The 21,293-nt window shown below is 41.2% G+C and carries 21 protein-coding genes; 15 read left to right on the forward strand and 6 right to left on the reverse strand.

The window, feature by feature from the left end:
• Window positions 1-4: 4 nt before the first annotated feature.
• Complete coding sequence (locus ACRWQL_RS07115; RefSeq protein WP_434952892.1) at window positions 5-2,302, reverse strand: putative bifunctional diguanylate cyclase/phosphodiesterase; 2,298 nt, start codon at window positions 2,300-2,302, stop codon at window positions 5-7.
• A 261-nt stretch (window positions 2,303-2,563) separates the two neighbouring features.
• Between ACRWQL_RS07115 and thpR the strand changes: the two genes are divergently transcribed.
• On the forward strand, window positions 2,564-3,133 hold the full coding sequence (gene thpR / locus ACRWQL_RS07120; protein ID WP_434952893.1) for an RNA 2',3'-cyclic phosphodiesterase: 570 nt from the start codon (window positions 2,564-2,566) through the stop codon (window positions 3,131-3,133).
• Between the two features lie 97 nt (window positions 3,134-3,230).
• Here thpR and pepB read toward each other — a convergent pair whose 3' ends face one another.
• Window positions 3,231-4,505, reverse strand: a complete 1,275-nt coding sequence (gene pepB, locus ACRWQL_RS07125; protein ID WP_434930500.1) for an aminopeptidase PepB — start codon at window positions 4,503-4,505, stop codon at window positions 3,231-3,233.
• Between the two features lie 153 nt (window positions 4,506-4,658).
• Between pepB and sfsA the strand changes: the two genes are divergently transcribed.
• The 8 genes from sfsA to ACRWQL_RS07165 all read left to right on the forward strand — a co-directional run bounded on the left by sfsA (window position 4,659) and on the right by ACRWQL_RS07165 (window position 11,508).
• Window positions 4,659-5,363: a DNA/RNA nuclease SfsA gene (sfsA, locus tag ACRWQL_RS07130; RefSeq protein WP_434952894.1), complete on the forward strand. Its 705-nt coding sequence runs from the start codon at window positions 4,659-4,661 to the stop codon at window positions 5,361-5,363.
• A 116-nt stretch (window positions 5,364-5,479) separates the two neighbouring features.
• Window positions 5,480-5,923, forward strand: a complete 444-nt coding sequence (dksA, locus tag ACRWQL_RS07135; RefSeq protein ID WP_226411155.1) for an RNA polymerase-binding protein DksA — start codon at window positions 5,480-5,482, stop codon at window positions 5,921-5,923.
• A 69-nt stretch (window positions 5,924-5,992) separates the two neighbouring features.
• On the forward strand, window positions 5,993-6,880 hold the full coding sequence (gluQRS, locus tag ACRWQL_RS07140) for a tRNA glutamyl-Q(34) synthetase GluQRS (protein ID WP_434952895.1): 888 nt from the start codon (window positions 5,993-5,995) through the stop codon (window positions 6,878-6,880).
• Window positions 6,881-7,111: 231 nt separating this feature from the next.
• The gene (locus ACRWQL_RS07145) at window positions 7,112-8,422 is read left to right on the forward strand and encodes a polynucleotide adenylyltransferase PcnB (RefSeq protein WP_434928941.1); all 1,311 of its coding nucleotides are present in this window, start codon (window positions 7,112-7,114) and stop codon (window positions 8,420-8,422) included.
• Window positions 8,422-8,910, forward strand: coding sequence for a 2-amino-4-hydroxy-6-hydroxymethyldihydropteridine diphosphokinase (gene folK, locus ACRWQL_RS07150; RefSeq protein WP_434928280.1), 489 nt, complete (start codon window positions 8,422-8,424; stop codon window positions 8,908-8,910). The genes ACRWQL_RS07145 and folK overlap by 1 nt, the downstream gene beginning before the upstream one ends.
• Window positions 8,911-8,972: 62 nt before the next feature.
• On the forward strand, window positions 8,973-9,767 hold the full coding sequence (panB, locus tag ACRWQL_RS07155) for a 3-methyl-2-oxobutanoate hydroxymethyltransferase (protein WP_434928279.1): 795 nt from the start codon (window positions 8,973-8,975) through the stop codon (window positions 9,765-9,767).
• A 23-nt stretch (window positions 9,768-9,790) separates the two neighbouring features.
• On the forward strand, window positions 9,791-10,636 hold the full coding sequence (gene panC, locus ACRWQL_RS07160) for a pantoate--beta-alanine ligase (RefSeq protein WP_434952896.1): 846 nt from the start codon (window positions 9,791-9,793) through the stop codon (window positions 10,634-10,636).
• A 347-nt stretch (window positions 10,637-10,983) separates the two neighbouring features.
• Window positions 10,984-11,508 carry a DUF4124 domain-containing protein gene (locus ACRWQL_RS07165; RefSeq protein WP_434952897.1) on the forward strand — a complete coding sequence of 175 codons (525 nt, stop codon included), beginning with the start codon at window positions 10,984-10,986 and terminating at the stop codon, window positions 11,506-11,508.
• Window positions 11,509-11,749: 241 nt separating this feature from the next.
• Here the strand turns inward: ACRWQL_RS07165 and ACRWQL_RS07170 are convergent, their stop codons facing one another.
• Window positions 11,750-11,947 carry a YheV family putative zinc ribbon protein gene (locus ACRWQL_RS07170; RefSeq protein ID WP_226411167.1) on the reverse strand — a complete coding sequence of 66 codons (198 nt, stop codon included), beginning with the start codon at window positions 11,945-11,947 and terminating at the stop codon, window positions 11,750-11,752.
• Between the two features lie 140 nt (window positions 11,948-12,087).
• Here ACRWQL_RS07170 and ACRWQL_RS07175 point away from each other — a divergent pair, with 140 nt between their 5' ends.
• Window positions 12,088-14,007 carry an ABC transporter ATP-binding protein gene (locus tag ACRWQL_RS07175; protein WP_434952898.1) on the forward strand — a complete coding sequence of 640 codons (1,920 nt, stop codon included), beginning with the start codon at window positions 12,088-12,090 and terminating at the stop codon, window positions 14,005-14,007.
• 98 nt (window positions 14,008-14,105) lie between these two features.
• Complete coding sequence (locus tag ACRWQL_RS07180; protein ID WP_434952899.1) at window positions 14,106-14,612, forward strand: TIGR02444 family protein; 507 nt, start codon at window positions 14,106-14,108, stop codon at window positions 14,610-14,612.
• Window positions 14,613-14,686: 74 nt separating this feature from the next.
• Here the strand turns inward: ACRWQL_RS07180 and ACRWQL_RS07185 are convergent, their stop codons facing one another.
• Both ACRWQL_RS07185 and ACRWQL_RS07190 read right to left on the reverse strand, forming a co-directional pair.
• Window positions 14,687-16,273 (reverse strand): GMC family oxidoreductase N-terminal domain-containing protein, encoded by a 1,587-nt coding sequence (locus ACRWQL_RS07185; RefSeq protein WP_434952900.1) that lies wholly within the window; start codon window positions 16,271-16,273, stop codon window positions 14,687-14,689.
• A 34-nt stretch (window positions 16,274-16,307) separates the two neighbouring features.
• On the reverse strand, window positions 16,308-16,814 hold the full coding sequence (locus ACRWQL_RS07190) for a TAT leader-containing periplasmic protein (protein ID WP_434928273.1): 507 nt from the start codon (window positions 16,812-16,814) through the stop codon (window positions 16,308-16,310).
• Window positions 16,815-16,927: 113 nt separating this feature from the next.
• Here ACRWQL_RS07190 and ACRWQL_RS07195 point away from each other — a divergent pair, with 113 nt between their 5' ends.
• The 3 genes from ACRWQL_RS07195 to ACRWQL_RS07205 all read left to right on the forward strand — a co-directional run bounded on the left by ACRWQL_RS07195 (window position 16,928) and on the right by ACRWQL_RS07205 (window position 19,171).
• The gene (locus ACRWQL_RS07195; RefSeq protein ID WP_434953347.1) at window positions 16,928-17,926 is read left to right on the forward strand and encodes a hydrolase; all 999 of its coding nucleotides are present in this window, start codon (window positions 16,928-16,930) and stop codon (window positions 17,924-17,926) included.
• Window positions 17,923-18,165 carry a YheU family protein gene (locus ACRWQL_RS07200; protein WP_434928272.1) on the forward strand — a complete coding sequence of 81 codons (243 nt, stop codon included), beginning with the start codon at window positions 17,923-17,925 and terminating at the stop codon, window positions 18,163-18,165. Before ACRWQL_RS07195 ends, ACRWQL_RS07200 begins: the two co-directional genes overlap by 4 nt.
• Window positions 18,166-18,289: 124 nt before the next feature.
• The gene (locus tag ACRWQL_RS07205; RefSeq protein WP_434928271.1) at window positions 18,290-19,171 is read left to right on the forward strand and encodes a phosphoribulokinase; all 882 of its coding nucleotides are present in this window, start codon (window positions 18,290-18,292) and stop codon (window positions 19,169-19,171) included.
• 291 nt (window positions 19,172-19,462) lie between these two features.
• On the opposite strand, the gene ACRWQL_RS07210 is transcribed toward ACRWQL_RS07205, so the two are convergent.
• Window positions 19,463-20,152, reverse strand: coding sequence for a sel1 repeat family protein (locus tag ACRWQL_RS07210; RefSeq protein WP_434928937.1), 690 nt, complete (start codon window positions 20,150-20,152; stop codon window positions 19,463-19,465).
• A 441-nt stretch (window positions 20,153-20,593) separates the two neighbouring features.
• Between ACRWQL_RS07210 and crp the strand changes: the two genes are divergently transcribed.
• Complete coding sequence (gene crp, locus ACRWQL_RS07215; protein WP_226411181.1) at window positions 20,594-21,229, forward strand: cAMP-activated global transcriptional regulator CRP; 636 nt, start codon at window positions 20,594-20,596, stop codon at window positions 21,227-21,229.
• Window positions 21,230-21,293 lie beyond the last annotated feature (64 nt).

Raw genomic sequence — 21,293 nt, forward strand, 5'->3', positions numbered from 1 at the left:
AGGATTAAATATCGTAAATCATATTATCAAGTCCACGAACCGCTAGCCAAGGTGAACGAATACCGGACTTAAGGCTGGATAATGGGCAAGGTTTATTAATTGCATATCCCTGGGCATAATCAACACCCAATGTTTTTAGTTTTACGCCGATTTCAGCGGTTTCGACAAACTCACCAATCACTTCGAAATCCATATCTTTACCGAGTTGGCAAATCGCTGAAACAATGGCTTTATCTCTGCGATCGGTACATACGTTTACCACAAACTGTCCATCAATTTTAACAAAGTCTACATCCAAGGTTTTTAAGTAAGCAAAACTTGAAAAACCTGAGCCAAAATCATCTAATGCCAGTTTACAGCCTAACGGACGCAACAAATCAATTAATGCAGTAGCTTGTTCTAACTGGCTAACCGCTGCGGTTTCAGTAATTTCGAAACACAGTTTATCAACCAACTCAGGCTCAACCATTAAACGCATTTCAAGCCAGCTCATAAACTTTTGGTCCGCCAGCGACATGGCTGACAAGTTAACTGAGACCATAGATAATTCTCGCCAAATATTGAGGTTTTCGCTGCCCCACTTAAGCAAATTATCAATTACCCAACGATCGACTCTTGATGCTAAGTTGTATCGTTCTGCCGCAGGTAAGAAAATCGCTGGGGAAACAAAGCTGCCATCCTCTAGCACCATGCGCAGCAAAATTTCCATATGCAAACCCACTTCATTATGATTAAGGGGCTCGATTAACTGGTAAAACAACTCAAACTGGTTAAGTGCTAGAGCACCGGTAATGTCGACAGAAGCAACCATTTGAGTATAAAGAATATGGACTTGCGGATCGTCTGAACTAAAATAATGCCAACGATTCCTACCTTCTTGTTTAGCAAGCCGACATGCTGCGTCGGCCTGACTCATGACTTCATAAATATCTTTAGCTTTAGGATCAAATGTCGCAATTCCAATGCTCATGCTGACATTATGTTTCACCTTTTTCCATTTAAACTCATGTTCACAAAGCTGTTGGCATATTCGCTTAGCGACTTGTTGAGAAGACACTTCATCTGAGTGATACATTAAAATACCGAACTCATCACCACCTAATCTAGCAACCACATCTCCTTTGCGCACTAACTGCTTAAGGCGTTTAGAGACTTGCTGCAATAATTCATCGCCAGCCTGGTGACCACTTAAATCATTAACAACTTGAAACTGGTCTAAATCAAGAAAGGCTACGCAAGCAGGAATAGCTTCATCGCTGGCAAGTAACTCATCCAGCATACCTTCAAATTGCACCCGGTTAGGTAACCCGGTTAACGCATCATGATTAGAGTGAAATGTCAGTTCGTCGGCTAAACGATAACGTTCGGTGACATCTTCAACCATTAATAATAGTTGTTGCTGCGAATTTAATGCGTGGCAAAAACTCATTTTATACCAATGGGTTGATATACCTAATTTTAGCGGCACCTCACACCAAGCTTGTCGAAGCACACCTTGCCTAACAATATGTAATGTATCTTGTAATAGCGCGTGATCATCATGTCGAAGACAATCAAACAAACTCTGGCCAACTTCAAACTTCAGCATGTTTTGCGACACTTGGTTTTGTAGTACTACTAAATTTTTAACATCAATTAATGCACACGCCATCGGCAAATGGCTGAATAGCTCTTGATATTGTTTTTCTTTATTAACCAATAAAACGGATAATCGTTTTAGCTCAAAAGCGGCTGCTAAATGAAAGCAGTGTTCATCTAATACAGATTGCCAAAAACTTTCACAGCTTTGCGGTTTAGAATCAATTGTTACCGTGGTTTGTTGTAATGACATTGCAATAAGCACCACACTGACATTACCCACACTGGCCGCTGGAGTTATTTCTAAATGTGATATGGCTAAATTTTTATCAATTGACTGTGCAAAAAATTGACAAATGAATTGTTCTTGTTCTGTTGTAGCTGAAGAATGTTGCTGATCAATATGTAATGGCTTTGATAAATTGAGTACCAGATCAATCAAGTCTTTGTTTTGTTCAATCGCTTGAGTTAATAAGTTTTGCTGTGGGAAGTGTTTGGTAAAATGACTAGCAACCTTATATGTTGAAGTATCGACGATATCAAGACTGGGTGAAAATGTGTTATTGCTATGACTACTTTTAATCGCGAACACGATATCGCAACTAAGTTGTTTGCATATTAGCGCTAGCACACTATCAATCATTAACATTGACATCGGGCTATCCATTTCTAAAGACTCATAGGTCAAAGCCTGTTTCAATAAATTCTGGGTGCTTTCAGCCATTAATCAACTCAATAATAAAGTTCGCGAGATATATTCTTTACAGCCATTGGTCAGAGGGTATAGCCGATATATTGTTCATATAGACATAATGCCATCTTCCTTGACTGCCCAAAGTATTTTGTTCTATTTACACATGTTACATACTTTCCGTATAGCTTCACCATGATTAACACGTTCAAGATTAACAATAGTCGAAAACCTTGTTTTCGTCAGTACCACGTTATGCTAATTAATCTGTTTATAAAGATAGTGAGATAAATAATGAAATCAAGTCACCCAATAGCTGCACAAAGATTATTTATTGGATTTAGCGTCAACAAAACAGATAAGTGTCAATTTTTTGATATACAGCAAAAGCTTACAACATGTATTAATACAGAAGCTTTACCCGTAACACAATCAAATATGCATATTACTTTAGCTTTTCTTGGCCAAGTGAGTCATTCATCCACACCCAGACTATTGGATGCTTTAGATAAGCTAATAAAACCTGTATTTCATTTAACGTTAGACACACTTTGCCTATGGATTCAGCCAGGCATAATATGTGCCCAGGGCATTGCCGACGACATACTGCTTAACATGGCTGATGCCGCTCAACAAGTTTGCTTGCACTTAGATCTTCACCAAAGCCAATGGCACTATCGACCACATATCACCTTGTTTAAAAAAGCTGACAGACTAGATTATACGCAACAAAGATTAATTAATCTGGATCATAAGTTACCCATCACAGTCTCTCCAACACATTTACACTTGTATCGTTCAGTTAGAACCAAACAAGGCGAGCAATATAACATATTGCACAGTTGGCCATTACAAAACGATTGATTGTCAGCGATAAAAAAAGCCATCTTTCGATGGCTTGAGTTCAAACATTTATCTGATACCTTAAATACCGTTTAGCTTAAGGTATTAAGGTCAGTTGTTATCGCTTCAGAATTTCAGCCACTGTCAGTACACCATGGGTTGTTGCGCCTGCGCTAAATAACCCAGTTGCAGAAGACTCAAACGCCGCCGCCAAATCAATATGCAGCCAGTTTGCCTCAGGTGTGACAAAGCGCCATAGGAAACCTGCTGCATTTGATGCTCCGCCTGCGCCGCCACCTTTAACTGGACGACTATTGGCCGTATCAGCGTAAGCAGATGGGCAAGTGTCGCGGTGCCAAGGATCTAACGGTAATGGCCACACATTTTCACCCACTGCGGCTGCACATTGTTGCGCCATTTTTATCGTTTCGGTTTGTGGTGAAAATATTGCGTTATATTCGTTACTGACCGCCATAACTGCAGCGCCGGTTAAGGTCGCTGCATCGATAATTAATTTAGCGCCTGACTCTGAAGCAGCCTGTAAACCATCAGCTAATACCAAACGGCCTTCTGCATCCGTATTAACAATTTCTACTGTGGTGCCATTTTTATAGGTTAAAATATCGCCTAATTTAAATGCACGGCCACTGACTAGGTTTTCCGCGCAACACAAATACAGTTTGACTCGTTTGTTCAAACCAGACTTGATGGCTAAGCCTAAAGCAGCAGTCACAGTTGCAGCGCCGCCCATATCGCACTTCATCGCCAACATACCTACCGACGACTTTAAGCTATAACCGCCAGAGTCAAATGTGATGCCTTTACCCACAAGCGCAACATCAACGGGAGCATCAGCCGCAAGCGGGTTAAAATCTAATTCTAATAACGCCGGTGGACGCTCACTGCCACGACCAACGGCATGAATACCAACCCATTTTTTAGCTAACAAGTCTTGACCTTCAACAATATTAAAGGTCACTTTATCGCCGCCAATGTCTTTTAGCCAATTTGCCGCTTGGGTAGCCAGTGACACAGGGGAAAGATCTTCAGGGGTATCGTTAATTAACTTACGGGCAAACGCAGCGGACTGCGCACGATCTGTTAGTATTTGCTGTTGTTGGTCATCACCACACCAAACCACTTCATAGCCAGGTTTGGCGGTGGCAAAGCCTTGGGCGAACACCCACTGTAAATCAACAGTCCATAGTTCACCTTGAAGCTGAACTTGGTTAATGCCTTGATTGCGAATTTTACGGGCAGCCATTTGCACTTGGCGAAGCGGTGCATTCCCACTTAAATGAATAAAGCTATTTTGGCCTTCAAAAGTGACATCGGACTTGCCCCAATGAGTGGCGGGAGCTTCTTGAGTTAAAATGACAGTCATAAATTGCATGATAAATTCCTTGTTTGCAGCATTTTCGCGGTACGTCACCATAGAATAATAATGTATTCAGCCGAATAACGAAATTGACAATAGTATATCAGCTGTCACATTCTTTTATCTAATGATGTATGGTTACCATTATTTGCCACGAAATCAATTTATATGGACTTCACTCCCCCGCTACAACATGGCCGACTCATTAAACGCTATAAGCGTTTCCTGACCGATATCATTTTAGATGATGGCAGCGAAATGACCATTCATTGCCCTAATACCGGTTCAATGAAAAACTGCTTATATCCTGGTCAAAGTGTGTGGTTCTCTGAATCAGATAACCCGAAACGAAAATATCGCCACACATTTGAAATAATGCAATCGGATCAAGATCATTTAATCGGCGTAAACAGTGCTAGAGCCAATGCCCTTGCCGAGGAAGCTATCAATAGTGGCGTTATTACCGAGCTAGCTGGTTACTCCACTTTACAGCGTGAAGTGAAATACGGTGAAGAAAATAGCCGCATCGACATTCTTTTAACGAGCAAAGACCGGCCTAAGTGCTATATTGAAATCAAGAGTTGTACCTTGTTAGAGCAAGGTGAAGGTTATTTTCCTGATGCCGTTACTACGCGGGGACAAAAGCATCTAAGAGAATTAATCGAAATGGTACAACAGGGTCATCGTGCCGTATTATTGTTTGTGGTGCAGCACAGTGGAATATCAACAGTAAAACCCGCCGCACATATCGATCCTCAGTACGCAGACTTACTCAATAAAGCGATTAACCAAGGCGTTGAAGTACTGGCATATCAAACCCTATTGTCACCCCAAGCCAGTAGAATTATCGGTCCATGCAAAGTGATGGTATGAATTAAATAAAAAAGATTTATACCGTAAAAAATTTGCCACGCTATACAGATTCTGGTATAGATAGCGCCGTAAAAAATAAGCCGCAATTAAACGCAAACGATTACAGGAGATGCGTTATGCCTGAAGGCACTAAGAAACTTGGCGTACTCGCTATCGCAGGTGTAGATCCTTACCAGGAAAAAGCTGGTGAAGAATATATGAATCCCACGCAACGTCGTCACTTTAAAGTGATCCTCGAAGCATGGCGTAACCAATTGCGTGAAGAAGTTGACCGTACACTGACTCATATGCAAGATGAAGCTGCAAATTTTCCAGATCCTGTTGACCGCGCAGCTCAAGAAGAAGAGTTCAGTTTAGAGCTTCGTGCTCGTGATAGAGAACGTAAGTTGATCAAGAAAATTGAGAAAACACTACAATTAATCGAAGAAGACGATTTTGGTTATTGTTTCTCATGTGGTATCGAAATTGGTATCCGCAGACTTGAAGCAAGACCTACCGCTGATCAATGTATTGACTGCAAAACGTTAGCAGAAATCAAAGAAAAGCAAATGGCTGGTTAAATACGTTTAGGGCGAGATCACTCTCGCCCTTTCTATTTAATTTGTCCTGACTTCAAAACGGCTTAAGATATGTCATATATCGGACGCTTTGCGCCATCGCCATCAGGCTCCCTTCATTTTGGATCATTAATTGCCGCACTCGGTAGCTATTTACGTGCCCACAGTTTAAATGGCCAATGGTTAGTCAGAATGGAAGATATCGATCCTCCGCGGGAAGTTAGCGGTGCCAGTGATAACATACTGCGAACGCTTGATGCCTATGGCCTACATTGGCATGGCACAGTGTTGTATCAAAGTCAGCGAACTCAAGTCTATCAAAACACCATAGAGAAACTTGTTGCTCAAAACCAAGCATATTATTGCCAATGCTCCCGTAAAATGATTCAAACTATGGGAGGCGTTTACGATAGCCGCTGTGGTTTAGTCAATATCGTCAATGCACACACTACCGGTGCTATCCGTATTCGTAATAGCGCTAAAGTCAGTTTTTTTGATGATATCAATCGCGGCCACATTAATGTTGAAAGTGGTTTTGCAGGTGAAGACTTCATTATCAAACGCAGTGATGGCCTTTTTGCATATCAACTTGCCGTCGTCATTGATGATGGTTTTCAGGGAATAACTGAAGTCGTCAGAGGCAGCGATTTATTAGAAGCCAGTTGTCGACAAATCAGCTTATTTCACCTATTAGATTTACCAACACCTAATTGGTTGCACCTACCACTCGCTTGTGCAAAACCAGGATTTAAACTTTCCAAGCAAAACCATGCTCCAGCAATCAATATACAAGCTCCACAACAAAGCCTGAATGCCGCCCTAGACTTTTTAGGTCAACCTAAAGTTGATATCGACCATGTAGATAAAATGCTCGCTCAAGCAGTAGCGCAGTTTTCCTTAGCCAATGTGCCAAAACACAGTGAAATTATCTTAGCAAAACCAGCTGGCGCGGTAGATTAGCACTAAACAACTGTTGGAAATTTGTCAACATCACTTATCACACAGTTATCTACTCATTCGCGCACAATTGGTATATCATACCCGCCAGATTTTTAATCAATTAATTTAGTGTCAACGAGGTGTATTATTTTTCGCCGTATTAGTCAGTTCTGCAAGAATTTATTTGATAATAAAGCAGCGCCCGAGCTCGACCAGCCGTTAGAAGAACAAAACGGCCTACGTTTGGATATCATTTCACGTGATAGCCACGATATTTCGCGCCGCCAGATCAGCGAAAATGCATTAAAAGTGCTTTATCGACTGCACAAATCAGGTTTTAAAGCCTATTTAGTCGGTGGCGGAGTGCGCGATATTCTATTAGGGCTTGAGCCTAAAGACTTTGACGTTGTGACTAATGCCACTCCAGATGAAATCAAAAAATTATTCCGTAATTGCCGCTTAGTCGGACGTCGTTTTCGCTTAGCACATATTGTTTTTGGACGTGATGTCATTGAAGTAGCAACATTTCGTGGACATCATGGCGAAAACAGCGACACCATTTCAAAATCAAATGCCGAAGGTCGTCTGTTACGTGACAACGTATACGGTGAAATTGATGAGGATGCTGAGCGTCGCGACTTTACGGTTAACGCCTTATATTATGATATTAGTGACTTTTCTATCCGCAGTTATGGCGGTGGCATTGAAGACTTACACGCCCGTAAAATCAAGCTAATAGGTGATCCTGAAACCCGTTATCGTGAAGACCCTGTTCGGATGTTACGCGCGGTAAGATTTGCCACAAAATTATCGATGGAAATCGATCCTATTTCTGCCGCCCCGATTAAATTATTAGCGCCACTATTGGCCGATATTCCAGCTGCCCGTATGTACGAAGAAGTGTTAAAGCTTTTCTTTGCAGGTAAAGCTCAAGCTAATTATCAAATGATGCAAGATTTCGATTTATTTGGCCCGCTATTCCCACAAATACAAGGCATTATCACTGATGACCCTAAGGGCTATGCGGCTAAAATGCTCAATACTGTTATGCGCAGCACTGACGATCGAGTTAACCAAGATAAACCGGTTACGCCAGCATTCTTTTATGCGGCAATACTCTGGTATCCGCTAAAGCAACGAGCTGATGATATCGCCCTTGAAAGTGGTTTGACATTGTATGATGCGCAAGTGGCAGCTATGGGTGATGTGATGGAAGAACAATGCCGCACGATTAGCATTCCACGCCGTTTCAGTACGCCTGCAAAAGATATTTGGCAACTACAACTTAGATTTGAGCGTAGCCAAGGTTCACGGGCATTTAAATTATTAGAGCACCCTAAATTCCGTGCAGCATATGATTTATTATTACTTCGCGGTGAAGCTGAAGGTGGCAGTGTGGCCAAGCAAGCTACCTGGTGGAAATCATTTGTTGAAGCTGATGAAACACAACGTAGTGATATTGCTAAAGGCTCAGGCAAAACAAGCTCAAACCGTAATCGCAATACAGCACAGCGTAAAAGAAAGCGCAAACCTGCTGTTAAATCGGACTCAGCTGCAGAATAATGACTTTAGTTTATGTCGCATTAGGAGCTAATCTTGCAGAGCCAGAGCAACAGCTAAACCAAGCTGTTGCCGCGTTAAAAAAGATTGCTGTCAATGGTGATGTTACAGTGTCGAGTTATTATCGCTCAACGCCCATGGGTGATGTTGTTCAGCCTGATTATGTTAATGCGGTAGCCTGCTTTAATACTCACCTTGAACCGATTGCATTACTCAATAGCCTGCAAGATATTGAACAACAACAAGGCCGGGTGCGTAATGAACGTTGGGGGCCAAGAACCTTAGATCTTGACCTATTATTATATGGATTACACATCATTGATATACCAAGATTACAGGTCCCGCATTACGGTATGAAAGAGCGCAGCTTTGTGTTAATCCCGCTGGCTGAAATTGCTGAAGACTTAATCTTGCCCTGTCATCAGGCACTTAAATCGTTACTGACACCGGAAATGCAGCAGTCTTTGCACAAAATACCGAATAAAAGTTGATTTCACCACTTTAGAGTATATGCTCCACAGCGTATAAATTTGAATTGTATTAAGAGTCCACTATGTCAAAAGTCACTAGTTCTACCCTATTGAAGTTCAAAAAAGAAGGTAAAAAATTCACTGCACTAACCGCATATGATGCCAGTTTTGCAGGTGCCTTTGACAGCGAAGGGATTGATGTTTTATTAGTGGGTGACTCTATGGGAATGGTGTTACAGGGTCATGATGACACCTTACCTGTTACCGTTGCTGATATTGCCTATCACACAGCCTGCGTACGTCGCGGCATAAACCGTGCTTTACTGATCGCTGACATGCCTTTTATGAGCTATTCAACCGCAGAACAAACCATGCAAAATGCTGCCATCTTAATGCAGGCCGGCGCTAACATGGTCAAAGTTGAAGGCGGTCACTGGTTACTTGAAAGTGTTAAAATGCTCACTGAACGCGGCATTCCTGTTTGTGCTCATTTAGGATTAACACCTCAATCTGTTCATGTATTTGGTGGTTTCAAAGTCCAAGGACGCGATGCAGATAATGCCCAACGTATTTTAGATGAAGCCAAAGCTTTACAGGCAGCTGGTGCTCAATTATTAGTCCTTGAATGTATTCCGGCAACTTTAGCTAAAACAATCACTGAGGCACTTTCAATTCCGGTTATTGGTATTGGCGCTGGAGCAGATACTGACGGTCAAATCTTAGTAATGCATGATGTTTTAGGCATATCGAGTGGTTACATTCCTCGCTTTTCCAAAAACTATCTTAAACAAACGGGTGAAATCCGCAGCGCAATTCGCGCTTATATTGACGAAGTGGCTGACGGTTCATTCCCAGCTGAAGAACACATCTTTAACTAATTATTTCGCAGGTTTAATTCATCATGATCACCACTGCCGCCATCTCTGACATTCGCGATCAAGTTAACGCTTGGCGCATTAAAGGCGAAACAGTTGCATTTGTCCCAACCATGGGTAATTTACACCAGGGTCATATTACCCTTGTTAATCGAGCACTGAAACAAGCTGACCATGTTGTTGTGTCTATTTTTGTTAATCCACTTCAATTTGGTAAAAATGAAGACTTAGGCGCTTATCCACGCACCTTAGCGGCGGATAAACAAGCCTTAGTTGACGCTGGTGCTGCATTATTATTTACTCCAACACCAGAGACTATTTATCCTAAAGGCTTAGATAAACAAACTTTTATAGAAGTACCAGAAATCGGTGATGAGCTTTGCGGCGCAAGTCGTCCAGGCCATTTCCGTGGCGTTGCCACTGTCGTAAATAAGTTATTTAACATAGTTCAGCCAGACATGGCATTTTTTGGTAATAAAGACTTTCAACAATTGTTAGTCATTAAAACCATGGTCGCTGACCTGTCACTCCCCATTAATATTATTGGTGTGGAAACGATTCGTGAGCCATCAGGTTTAGCGATGAGCTCACGTAATGGTTATTTAACCGCTGAAGAAAAAATTAATGCCGCTGCACTTAAACAAGCATTAGATCAAATGGCACTAAGTATTCAACAAGGTGAAAGTATTATCGAGGCCAGCCAACACGCCACGGCATCACTTATTGAAGCGGGCTTTACGCCAGATTATCTTGAAGTCCGCAACAGCAGCAATTTGCAACCCGTTAACGCTGAAGATAACAGTTTAGTCATTGTCGCGGCAGCATATTTAGGCAAAGCGCGTCTTATCGATAATTTAACATTTAATCGATAACGACGATTACTCGTATTCTTGATACTGAATAAAAATTAGTACTTCTGACTCAAACCGAACACCCGCTAGCAAGCTCATATTAAGCCCTAGAAACACACTATCACACCTTTCTTGGCCATTTTTCGCTAAGAAAGGAGTGATTTTGAGCGGCATAAATAGTAAAAAACACTTCTGTAGTAGATATTACATGCGTCAAAAAAAAATCAATTGTCAATAAACTGGTTTTGTCGTTACACTTGCGATGTTTATTTAACATAAATTTATCTAACATATTTATGTGATAAAGCTGCGATGGTTCTATACTCACTAACGGTATATGATGGATTTACAGAAGGATATGTGGCCGCATGGCAAGAACTATATATTTATTGGTGCTTTTACTCAGTCCTTTTATGGTGCAGGGGAACACTAATGCCATCTATAAATGTATGAAAGATGACAAAGTCGTATTCAGCCATAGCGTTTGTCCGGAAGCATTCCGCCAACATAAAATTGAATACGAAAACGGTATCACTACTGAAATCGACTCAGATAAACGTGAAATCAAAATTGATCCCCTCAAAGCACTACTGAACAAGCAAACCATTTCAAAAGAAAAATTACTTCAATTACTTGAGGGAGAGATCTATCGTCTTAAGCAGGAAAATAGCTACTTTGAAATTCTGCGAGCAAGTGAAGTGCAAAAATTAGATCGTAAACGTTTTTGGCAAACTAAAGCCAAAGATGACCCTAGCTATGGGGTAGAATTACAAGAGATTAACCAACGCTTCGACGAACTCATACTCAGTAATAACAATGTGATTAAAGTATTAAATCAGCATAAATCAAAAATTGAAGCTGAAGCGTCACCAGATGAGTTAATGAGTCAGTAAGATCTGTATTGTCATCTGCCTGTTAAACATAAATCAAATCTATGGATTTTCGTTCCATCCGTTAGTTCATTAATAATGACCTTGCGGTATTTAGGCAAAACTCTTTATGTTTGTCGCAAGGCGTTTATTGCTAATAAGCCTAACATAAACGATGCGTTAATCTCCCCTAATGTATGACTGCCATTAGGGGGCAAAAACGTATTAGCCCCATCCTCACAACATAATAAAACACTCTTTATCCTTACTCAGGCTTAAATACTCCGATCATATTACCGGTAGATTTTTTAGGCACTTCGATATCAGTTTGCTGCTCACGATAGTCACAATCGGTGCACTCAATCGTTTCAATGTTATTTTCTTTAAATAATAAAATACTGTCTTTCGCGCCACATTTAGGGCATTTAGCCCCCGCTACAAAACGTTTTTTTATTTTTGTCATCAGACACTCTCAATTCGGGTTAATTAGATCACAGTGGCTATTTTGCCATGGAAGCGTCGTATACGTCCTGTCATTGTGGGAAATAAATCGCGAATACGGTATTATCCACCCACTTTATTTTACAGCTTCAAGTTGCGTTCATGATCAGTATTAGCCAAGCACAATTAATTCGAGGCAGTAAAACCTTACTCGACGAAACCTCTGTGACGATTTACCCTGGTCACAAAGTGGGTTTAGTCGGCGCAAATGGTACCGGAAAAACGTCATTATTGGCATTGATTTTAGGTCATTTACACCTAGATAAAGGCGAGTTCTCTCTACCCGCAAATTGGCAAATATCCTCTGTAGCCCAAGAAACCCCGGCGCTTGATGTATCTGCATTAGAATATGTTTTAGATGGCGATACTGAGTTCCGCCAGCTTGAAGCTCAACTCATCACCGCGCAAGATGAAAATGATGGCAATGCCATCGCCCTTATTCATGGTAAAATTGATGCCATTGGAGGCTACGCTATCCGCGCCCGAGCAGGTGCACTATTAGCCGGTTTAGGTTTTGGCGATGCCGAACAAAGCAACCCAGTTAAAAGCTTCTCAGGTGGCTGGCGGATGCGTTTAAACCTTGCGCAAGCGCTATTATGCCGCTCAGACTTATTATTACTCGATGAACCTACCAACCACTTAGATTTAGATACCATGTATTGGTTAGAAGGTTGGATTAAGTCTTATCAAGGCACCTTGATTTTGATTTCCCATGACCGCGACTTTATTGATGCCATCGTGGATGAAATTATTCATGTTGAACATCACAAACTCAACTTCTATAAAGGCGGCTACAGCGCATTTGAGCATGTACGAGCTGAACGTTTATCACAGCAGCAAGTAGCCTTTGAACGTCAGCAAAAAGAACGTGCACATATGCAGTCTTTTGTTGACCGTTTTCGCTATAAAGCCAGTAAAGCCAAGCAAGCTCAAAGCCGCCTCAAAGCGTTAGAACGCATGGCTGAGCTTCTGCCATCCCAAGCTGACAATCCATTTCAAATGGCGTTCCGTGAACCCGAAGCCCTGCCGAACCCATTGATAAAAATGGAACAGGTTGCTGTGGGTTATGGTGATAAAACAATTTTAAGTAAGGTACAACTCAACTTGGTGCCTGGTGCTCGAATTGGTTTGTTGGGCCGTAATGGTGCCGGTAAATCAACCCTAATTAAGTTACTTTCTGGTCAGCTTCAAGCGTTATCAGGCAAGTATGAACCCAATCCAGGCCTTAACATTGGTTACTTTGCTCAACACCAAATTGAATTTTTACAATTAGATGATACACCGCTGCAACATCTTTCTCGCTTAGCTGCGCCCAGTGTTCGCGAACAAGAATTACGTAACTTTTTAGGTGGATTTGGGTTTAATGGTGATATGGCTTTATCACCTGTAAGACCTTTTTCCGGTGGTGAAAAGGCCCGCTTAGTACTGGCATTACTAGTATGGCAGCGTCCTAACCTGCTGCTATTAGATGAACCCACTAACCACCTTGACTTAGAAATGCGCCATGCCTTAACCATGGCACTGCAAACCTTTGAAGGGGCAATGGTTATCGTGTCGCACGACCGTCACTTATTACGCCTCAGCTGCAGTGATTACTACCTTGTTGACCAGGGTGTGGTAAAGCCTTTCGATGGTGATCTAGATGATTATCATCAATGGTTATTAGATGCAGCAAAAGCAGCCCAAGCAAATCAAAAGTCAGAAAACACCAATACTGATACACCACAGATTGACAAAAAACAGCTAAAAAGAATTGAAGCAGAATTACGTCAAAAGGTATCACCGTTAAGAAAACAGCAAACAAAACTAGAAACTGAACAGCAAAAATTCACTGACCGTTTAGCAGAACTTGAAGTCGCATTAGCCGATGGAAGCCTGTATGAAGCTGAAAACAAAGCCAAAATGACGCAGGTGCTCAATGAGCGCACTAAATTGACTCAGGCGATGGATGAAAGTGAAATGGCTTGGTTAGAAATACAAGAGCAAATTGAAGCAATAGAGCTGTCATTCAAAGCTGATTAATGGGTTAAATAATCTCAACAGCTTATGCGCATTGTGTACCATTTCACAGTATTCAATGCGCGATGCTAATTGTTAACAGAATATTCAGAGATTGATATATGGCTGACGAGCAACCTTCAATGACAACATTTTCTAATGACATCTGGCAACAATGCGAGCAAAAGTACCTGTGTGATCCACAGGCTTATATTGCGCTACAAGACAGTTACCAGGTAAATGTCAATCTGCTACTACTAGCACAGCAGCTAGATCAGCAATCTTATCCACTTGATTTTAATGATTGGCAACAATTATCCCGTTTAATAGAGCCGTGGGAAGCTGGCGTATTAAAACCTTACCGCCAGTTGCGGCGGTTGGCTAAAGCGCATTTGACCAAAGATGAATATCAAAAAATGTTACAGGTTGAATTGATGTTAGAGCGCAAATCACAAAAAATGTTGCTACAACATATCAATCTCATTCATGCTGATTCAATAGCATCTAACAAAACGGGTAAAGACGCTCCGATCAATACCACTATCAATGGCGCACTTAATACAGCTAGCCAAAACAGCTATCACTATTTAAGCCTATTTGGTCTAACACTGTCACATCTTCCGAGTTAGCAGTAAAATATTATCAACAAAATTTTAGCAACAAAACTAATAACTTATGTTGGTTTATATACTAGCCATAACCGTTAACTGGCTTTCAACTTTTCAGCCAACATAGTGGCATTTCTGGCCACCATGCCATAAATAGATAACTGCGGATTGGCCCCTAAACTGGTTTGGAACATTGAGCCATCAAACACAGACAAATTAGTAAAATAATGCGATTGACCAAAACTATCCACCATCGCTTTTGTGGTGTCCTCTCCCATTGGGCAGCCGCCCATCACGTGCGCAGAGGCCACAATAGTTTTTAGCAAACGTAAGTCCATTGAACCAATCACTTCCTGCGCTTGCTTCCAGGAGGTTAAGAAGTCTAATCCATCATTCATCGGCAATACTTTTTTTGCCCCTGCGGCAAATTGTAGCTCCGCCATGGATAAAAAAGCCTTTCTAGCAGCGGCCCAAAAATCATTTGATAACGGGTAATCTAATGCAAAACCATTATCGGTCAAACGCACCTGCCCTCCCATACACTGCTCATTGAATCCATCGCGAATCAAAGCAATCATCACCTGCATTTTGTTGAAGTTAGCCATCAATTGCGCATGACTTTGGCCAAAACCAATGGTTTTAGAGGCGATCAACACAGGGTGAATAGGCGCAACTTCTAGCTTATAACCTAAGTCTCCCGCAGCACCATCTCGCCAAACAAACTGATCTGAATAGATAGACTGGGGTGCACCGCTATGGCCATTAATTTGCTCATCAAACAAGCCGCCAGAAAGTAATGAAGGGTGAAGGAAGGTTTTGCCCAATAACTTATGTGGGTCAGGCACATTAGAGCGCATTAAAATGGTCGGGGTATGAATAGCGCCAGCACTTAAAATATAGTGCTTAGCACTGAATGTTAACTCAACACCGCTGGGCTTTAAGCCTTCGTTTAATGCCCTTGCCGTTAACCCATTAACTTTATCGCCACTGTGCTCAAGTTTAGTCACTTTAGCGCGTGAAATTAAGGTCGCACCTTTATTTAATGCCGCAGGAATGGTTGTCACTAGCATAGATTGCTTGGCGTTAACCGGACAGCCCATGCCGCAATACCCCGTATTCCAACACCCGGTTACATTTCGTTTAATAACCGTATGTTCCCAGCCAAGTTTCTCGCAGCCTTCGCGCAGCACCCCATTATTACGATTAGGTTCATGCTGCCATTCGGTAATATTCAGCCGTTGTTCCATTTTCTCAAACCACGGTAGCATCTCTTCTGCTGACGTGTTGATAACTGAACGCTCCGATGCCCAAAAATCGAGTGTTTGTTTCGGTGTACGAATTGAAGTTGTCCAGTTAATAGTTGTTGAGCCACCGACTGCTCGGCCTTGAAATATGCCGATGCCTTTATCCGCTGTTTTCATCGCAGCGGCTTGTTGATATAAGTTAGGATATGCGTGGCGCTCTTCCATATCAAAGTCTTTAGAAGATTTAAGCGGACCACCTTCAATCATTATAACCGTTAAGCCTGCCTCAGTGAGTACTTCAGCGGCAGTTCCACCACCAGCGCCGGTTCCGACAATAATAACATCGGCTTCAAAATGACGATTTTGCTGCAAGGTGCTGGCATCAATGTGCTGCCAACCTGAATCTAAACCTGCGGTAATAGGATCAATAATAGCCAATTCAAGTATCTCCTTTGGAAAAAAGCTAGGTTAATTAGGCATTAAGCAAAAAAGTGGGCTTTGCATAACCTAGTTTTCCCCAATGAGCTGGGGTAGCATAGTAACTGGCTAAAATTAATTCGCGTAATCCAAGATAGGCTGTCTGTACCATGTCTAAGTAATGGAAGCGCCATGCTTCAAGCATATTGGTTAAGTCGACTGGCGAACGCATCATTAATGGCGTCATGCTGCCAGTCAATATTAACAGGCCTAAACGGCTTTCAAGCAACGCTAACAGCTCTCTTAACTCAGCTTGCTGCTCTGTCGGCAGCACCTCAATAGAAGCCTGAATAGCATCAATAGTCGTATCAATAGCCAATTTTCTTTGGCTGGCGACTTCCGGTAAAGCACCATCTAACAACACAGGAATAAGCACACTGAATAACACCCGATACTGAGTATCACCACCAATAGCAATAGGGTCTGATGGGTATAAATTAATGCCTAAAGCGAGTACAGCAGTACCAGCAAAAGCACCGGTAAGAAAGGTACGACGTTTCATTTTCTTCCCCCTATTATTTTTGTTGTGATAATTTTATCTGTGTTACAGTGACATTAATCATATTTAAACACACGTTTAAACTTTCACAAACACTCGTTGAATGACTCATGTCGATAAAAAACCCTTTTACTCCACCCTGGTGGGCCGCTAACCCACATATACAGACTATTTTGCCCTTCATGTTCAAAGTGGCCAAACCAGACACCTTTCGCCAAAGACAAGAGCTTCCTGATGGCGATTTTATTGATTTAGACTGGTTAGGTCAGCCACAAAATGGTGACCCTATTCTCGTAATTGCCCATGGATTAGAAGGTAGCACAGAGTCACACTATGTTCGTAGAATGCTAGTAGAAGCAGATAAAGCTAAATTATGCGCAGTAGTCCACCATCATCGCGGCTGTTCTGGCGAACCGAATCGCTTGGCAAGAAGTTATCACAGTGGTGACTTTGATGACCTAGCTTTCACTCTGAAACAACTTAAAATCTATTACCCTGATTCAGCTTTATATGCCGTAGGTTATAGCCTGGGTGGCAATGTGTTAGCCAAATACCAAGGCAGTAAGCGAAATCAAAGTTTACTCGATCGAGCGGTTATCGTTTCAGCACCGCTAACCCTCAGTGCTTGCGCTAAAAAATTAGAGAGTGGCTTTTCAAAAGTTTATCAATCACATTTGATTAAGCGTTTACAGAAAAAAATGCTCGAGAAACTCGATAATCATAACTTAGTCGCACAAATGCCTTTAAATAAGGCTGAACTACAGCAGCTGAGTACATTTTATCAATTTGATGACAAAGTTACCGCGCCTTTGCATGGTTTTGCCGGTGTTGATGATTATTATTCCCGTTCAAGTGCCCTGAACTTACTAAAACACATTAGTAACCCCACACTTATCATTCACGCTAAAGATGATCCCTTTATGACTGAAGCGGTTATTCCTACACAAGATGAGCTGTCAGCAGCGATACACTACGAGCTGCATTTATTCGGTGGTCATGTCGGCTTTATCGATGGCGGTTGGCCTTGGAAGCCTAAGTTTTATCTTGAAAAACGCATCATTGATTTTTTGCTTGCAGATCCACAAGTATCCAGTAGCAAAGGTAATACAGCATGATTATTCCCTACAGCGCATTACACGGTTTAGAAGGTGATACTCTAAACAATTTAATCAAAGAGTACTTGTTCACTCAGGTAGAAGATGGCAGTTTTAGTGAACTCGATAGCCAACAACTTTTAAATATGATTAAGCAATGTAAGCAGGCTTTAAAGCAAGGTGAGTTGGTGGTTGAATACAGTGAAGAGGATGAGTCGGTAGCCATTCGTCATATCAAAAATATTATTCTCTCAAAATAATAAAGCCTGTGAGCATTGACCAGAAGGTCTTAACTACCGTATAAATGTTAGTCCAACGATTACAAAGCCTAAGCATTTCGCTTTGTTACCCCATGTTCAACGTGATAATTTCTAGGCAGGAACAATGTCAGCTAAACATCCTATTATTGCTGTGACGGGCTCATCTGGTGCCGGCACAACAACGACTACAACGGCTTTTACCCATATTTTTCGTCAATTGGGAATTAATGCCGCCTTTGTAGAGGGTGACAGCTTTCATAATTTTACCCGTGCTGAGATGGAAGTGTTAATCCGTAAATCTCAAGCTGAAAATCGTAACATCAGTTATTTTGGCCCAGAAGCCAATAACTTCATCAAACTCGAAGAATGCTTCGAAAGTTATGGCACTAAAGGTATGGGTAAAACCCGCAGCTATTTGCATACATTTGATGAAGCAGTGCCCTTTAACCAAATGCCCGGTACATTTACTCAGTGGCGAGACTTACCCCCTAAAACTGATATGTTGTATTACGAAGGTTTACATGGCGGAGTGGTCACTGATGATGCCGATGTGGCTAAACATGTCGACTTACTGATCGGCATGGTACCTATTGTTAACCTAGAGTGGATTCAAAAAATTATTCGCGATACCAATGACCGTGGCCATAGTCGTGAAAAAGTCATGGGGTCAATCGTGCGCAGTATGGATGATTACATCAACCACATGACGCCACAGTTTTCTCGTACTCATATTAACTTTCAACGTGTACCTACGGTTGATACCTCTAATCCATTCAGCGCAAAAGATATTCCCAGTTTAGATGAAAGCTTTGTGGTTATTCGCTTTCGCGGTATGAATAATGTCGACTTCCCTTATTTCTTGAACATGATACAGGGCGCATTTATGTCTAGGGTCAACACTTTAGTGGTACCTGGTGGCAAAATGTCTCTAGCGATGGAGCTAATTTTAACACCGTTAATTCGTGATTTGATGGATAAACGCTTAGAGTTACAAAAGTTAGATTAATTTAACATCTCATTCCTGTAAATAACTCAAAACATACTGAATTAATAGACACTTAAGTTTGCATTAAGCTAGATATATTAGGCTACAACTATCGGGACTTCAGGCGAAAGAACGATAGTTGATATGCTCAGATGTTAATTCCCCCCATCTCGATCTGTTAGCATCTTGAGTATGTCAGCGCTCAAAGCCTGTTTATGATTCAAAATTTTATAATGTAACACTCAACTTAATTATATCCCCTCTTATTCATATCTTTTCCAGCATTAGCATCTACAAACTTATGGATATACATTAATCCATAAGTGGGATAATTTCTCTGTAGGCTTGATTATTTTGATAGCTTTTTAAACGCTGTAAAAACTCATCACTTTTAGCTATTTCAGGGTACAACTTTAATGCATCAATGGCTTTTTTCTGCACACTAATGGCCTGAGTAAAATCACCTAATTCAGCATAACCTGCCGCTAAGTTATCCAAAATAGTCGGGTCGCCTTGATTAGTTTCAAGCAGCTTAAGTGACAAACTCACCGCTTTTGAGCCATCACGATATTCAGGCTCAGGACACGTTGCCAAAATCCAGGCGATATTACCTAAAGAAACATCATCACCGGCGGCACCAAACTGAGTTAGCGCTTTACCACAATTGCGCTCTACGCCATCACCACCAGCAGAATAAATAAAACCTAAACGAAAATGCGCCCACTTATCACCTTGCTGGCTCATGTCTAAGTACCATTTTTCAGCTTTAAGTAAATTACGGGGAATTAATTTACCTTCAAACGCTAAATCAGCAATAGTCTGTTGCGCCTTAATATGCTGTTGATTTGCCGCTAGCTCAACCCACATAAAACCTTCTGTAATATTTTTATCAACAAATCGTCCAGATAAATACATCAGTCCTAGTAAAAATTGGGCATCTGCATCACCTTGAGCGGCTTTTAATTGAATATGCACCACTCTTGATTGCTCGTTCGACTGCATAGTTTGCGGCTGTGAAAATGCCTGTACCTTAGACAATAATAAACAGCAAAAAATAATACAGCCCACACTAATCTGGAATAACTTCTTCACATCCACCTCATAAACCACAGCAATAACATCATAAACATAAACCAACTCAAGTTGGCATTACAATAAACCATAATAGAATATTCACCACAACTAACGATACTCCAACTCATGAATAAACGTTAATCATACTAAATAGTTTAGCGGCGCTAAAAAACAATTGTGACTTAGGTTAGAATCTGGCAGTTTTATTGACTTAACTCCCAAATTTGATCAAATAAACCTACATTGTAAAAAGTTAATATAAAATGCCGAGTCGTTAAACTAGATCTCCATCAAAGTTTTATCTATTTAAATAGCGTAAAGTACTTAATTAGAGATTACTTATTTTTCAATCAATCGAGGAACATCAATATGGCTCTGATTGGTAAGCCAAAACCGGATCCAACTTTGGAATGGTTTCTGTCACATTGTCACATTCATAAATATCCAGCTAAAAGCACGCTAATTCATGCTGGCGAAGATTCTGATACTTTATACTATATCGTTAAAGGTGCAGTTGCCGTATTGATTAAAGATGAAGAAGGCAAAGAAATGATCCTTTCTTATCTTAACCAAGGTGACTTTATCGGCGAGCTAGGTCTGTTTGAAGAACAAGCCGAACGTACCGCATGGGTCCGTGCTAAACAAGCATGTGAAATTGCTGAAATCTCTTACAAGAAATTCAAGCAATTGATTCAAGTAAACCCTGAAATTCTGATGAAACTATCAGCACAAATGGCGTTGCGCTTACAAAGTACTAGCCAAAAAGTAGGTGATCTAGCCTTCTTGGATGTGGCTGGTCGTATTGCGCAAACATTATTACATCTTGCCAAACTGCCAGATGCAATGACTCACCCTGATGGCATGCAAATTAAGATTACTCGTCAAGAGATTGGTCAAATTGTAGGTTGTTCACGTGAAACCGTTGGGCGTATTTTGAAAATGCTTGAAGAGCAAAATCTAATTCAAGCACACGGTAAAACGATAGTGGTTTACGGTACGCGTTAAGATAAGCTTCAGCTTGATTTAAGCCAAGATTATTAAAGTGGTGTCAGATTATCTGCACACCACT

The organism is Shewanella sp. HL-SH4 (assembly GCF_051164845.1).
In the GTDB taxonomy this organism is placed as follows: Bacteria; Pseudomonadota; Gammaproteobacteria; order Enterobacterales; family Shewanellaceae; genus Shewanella; species Shewanella glacialimarina.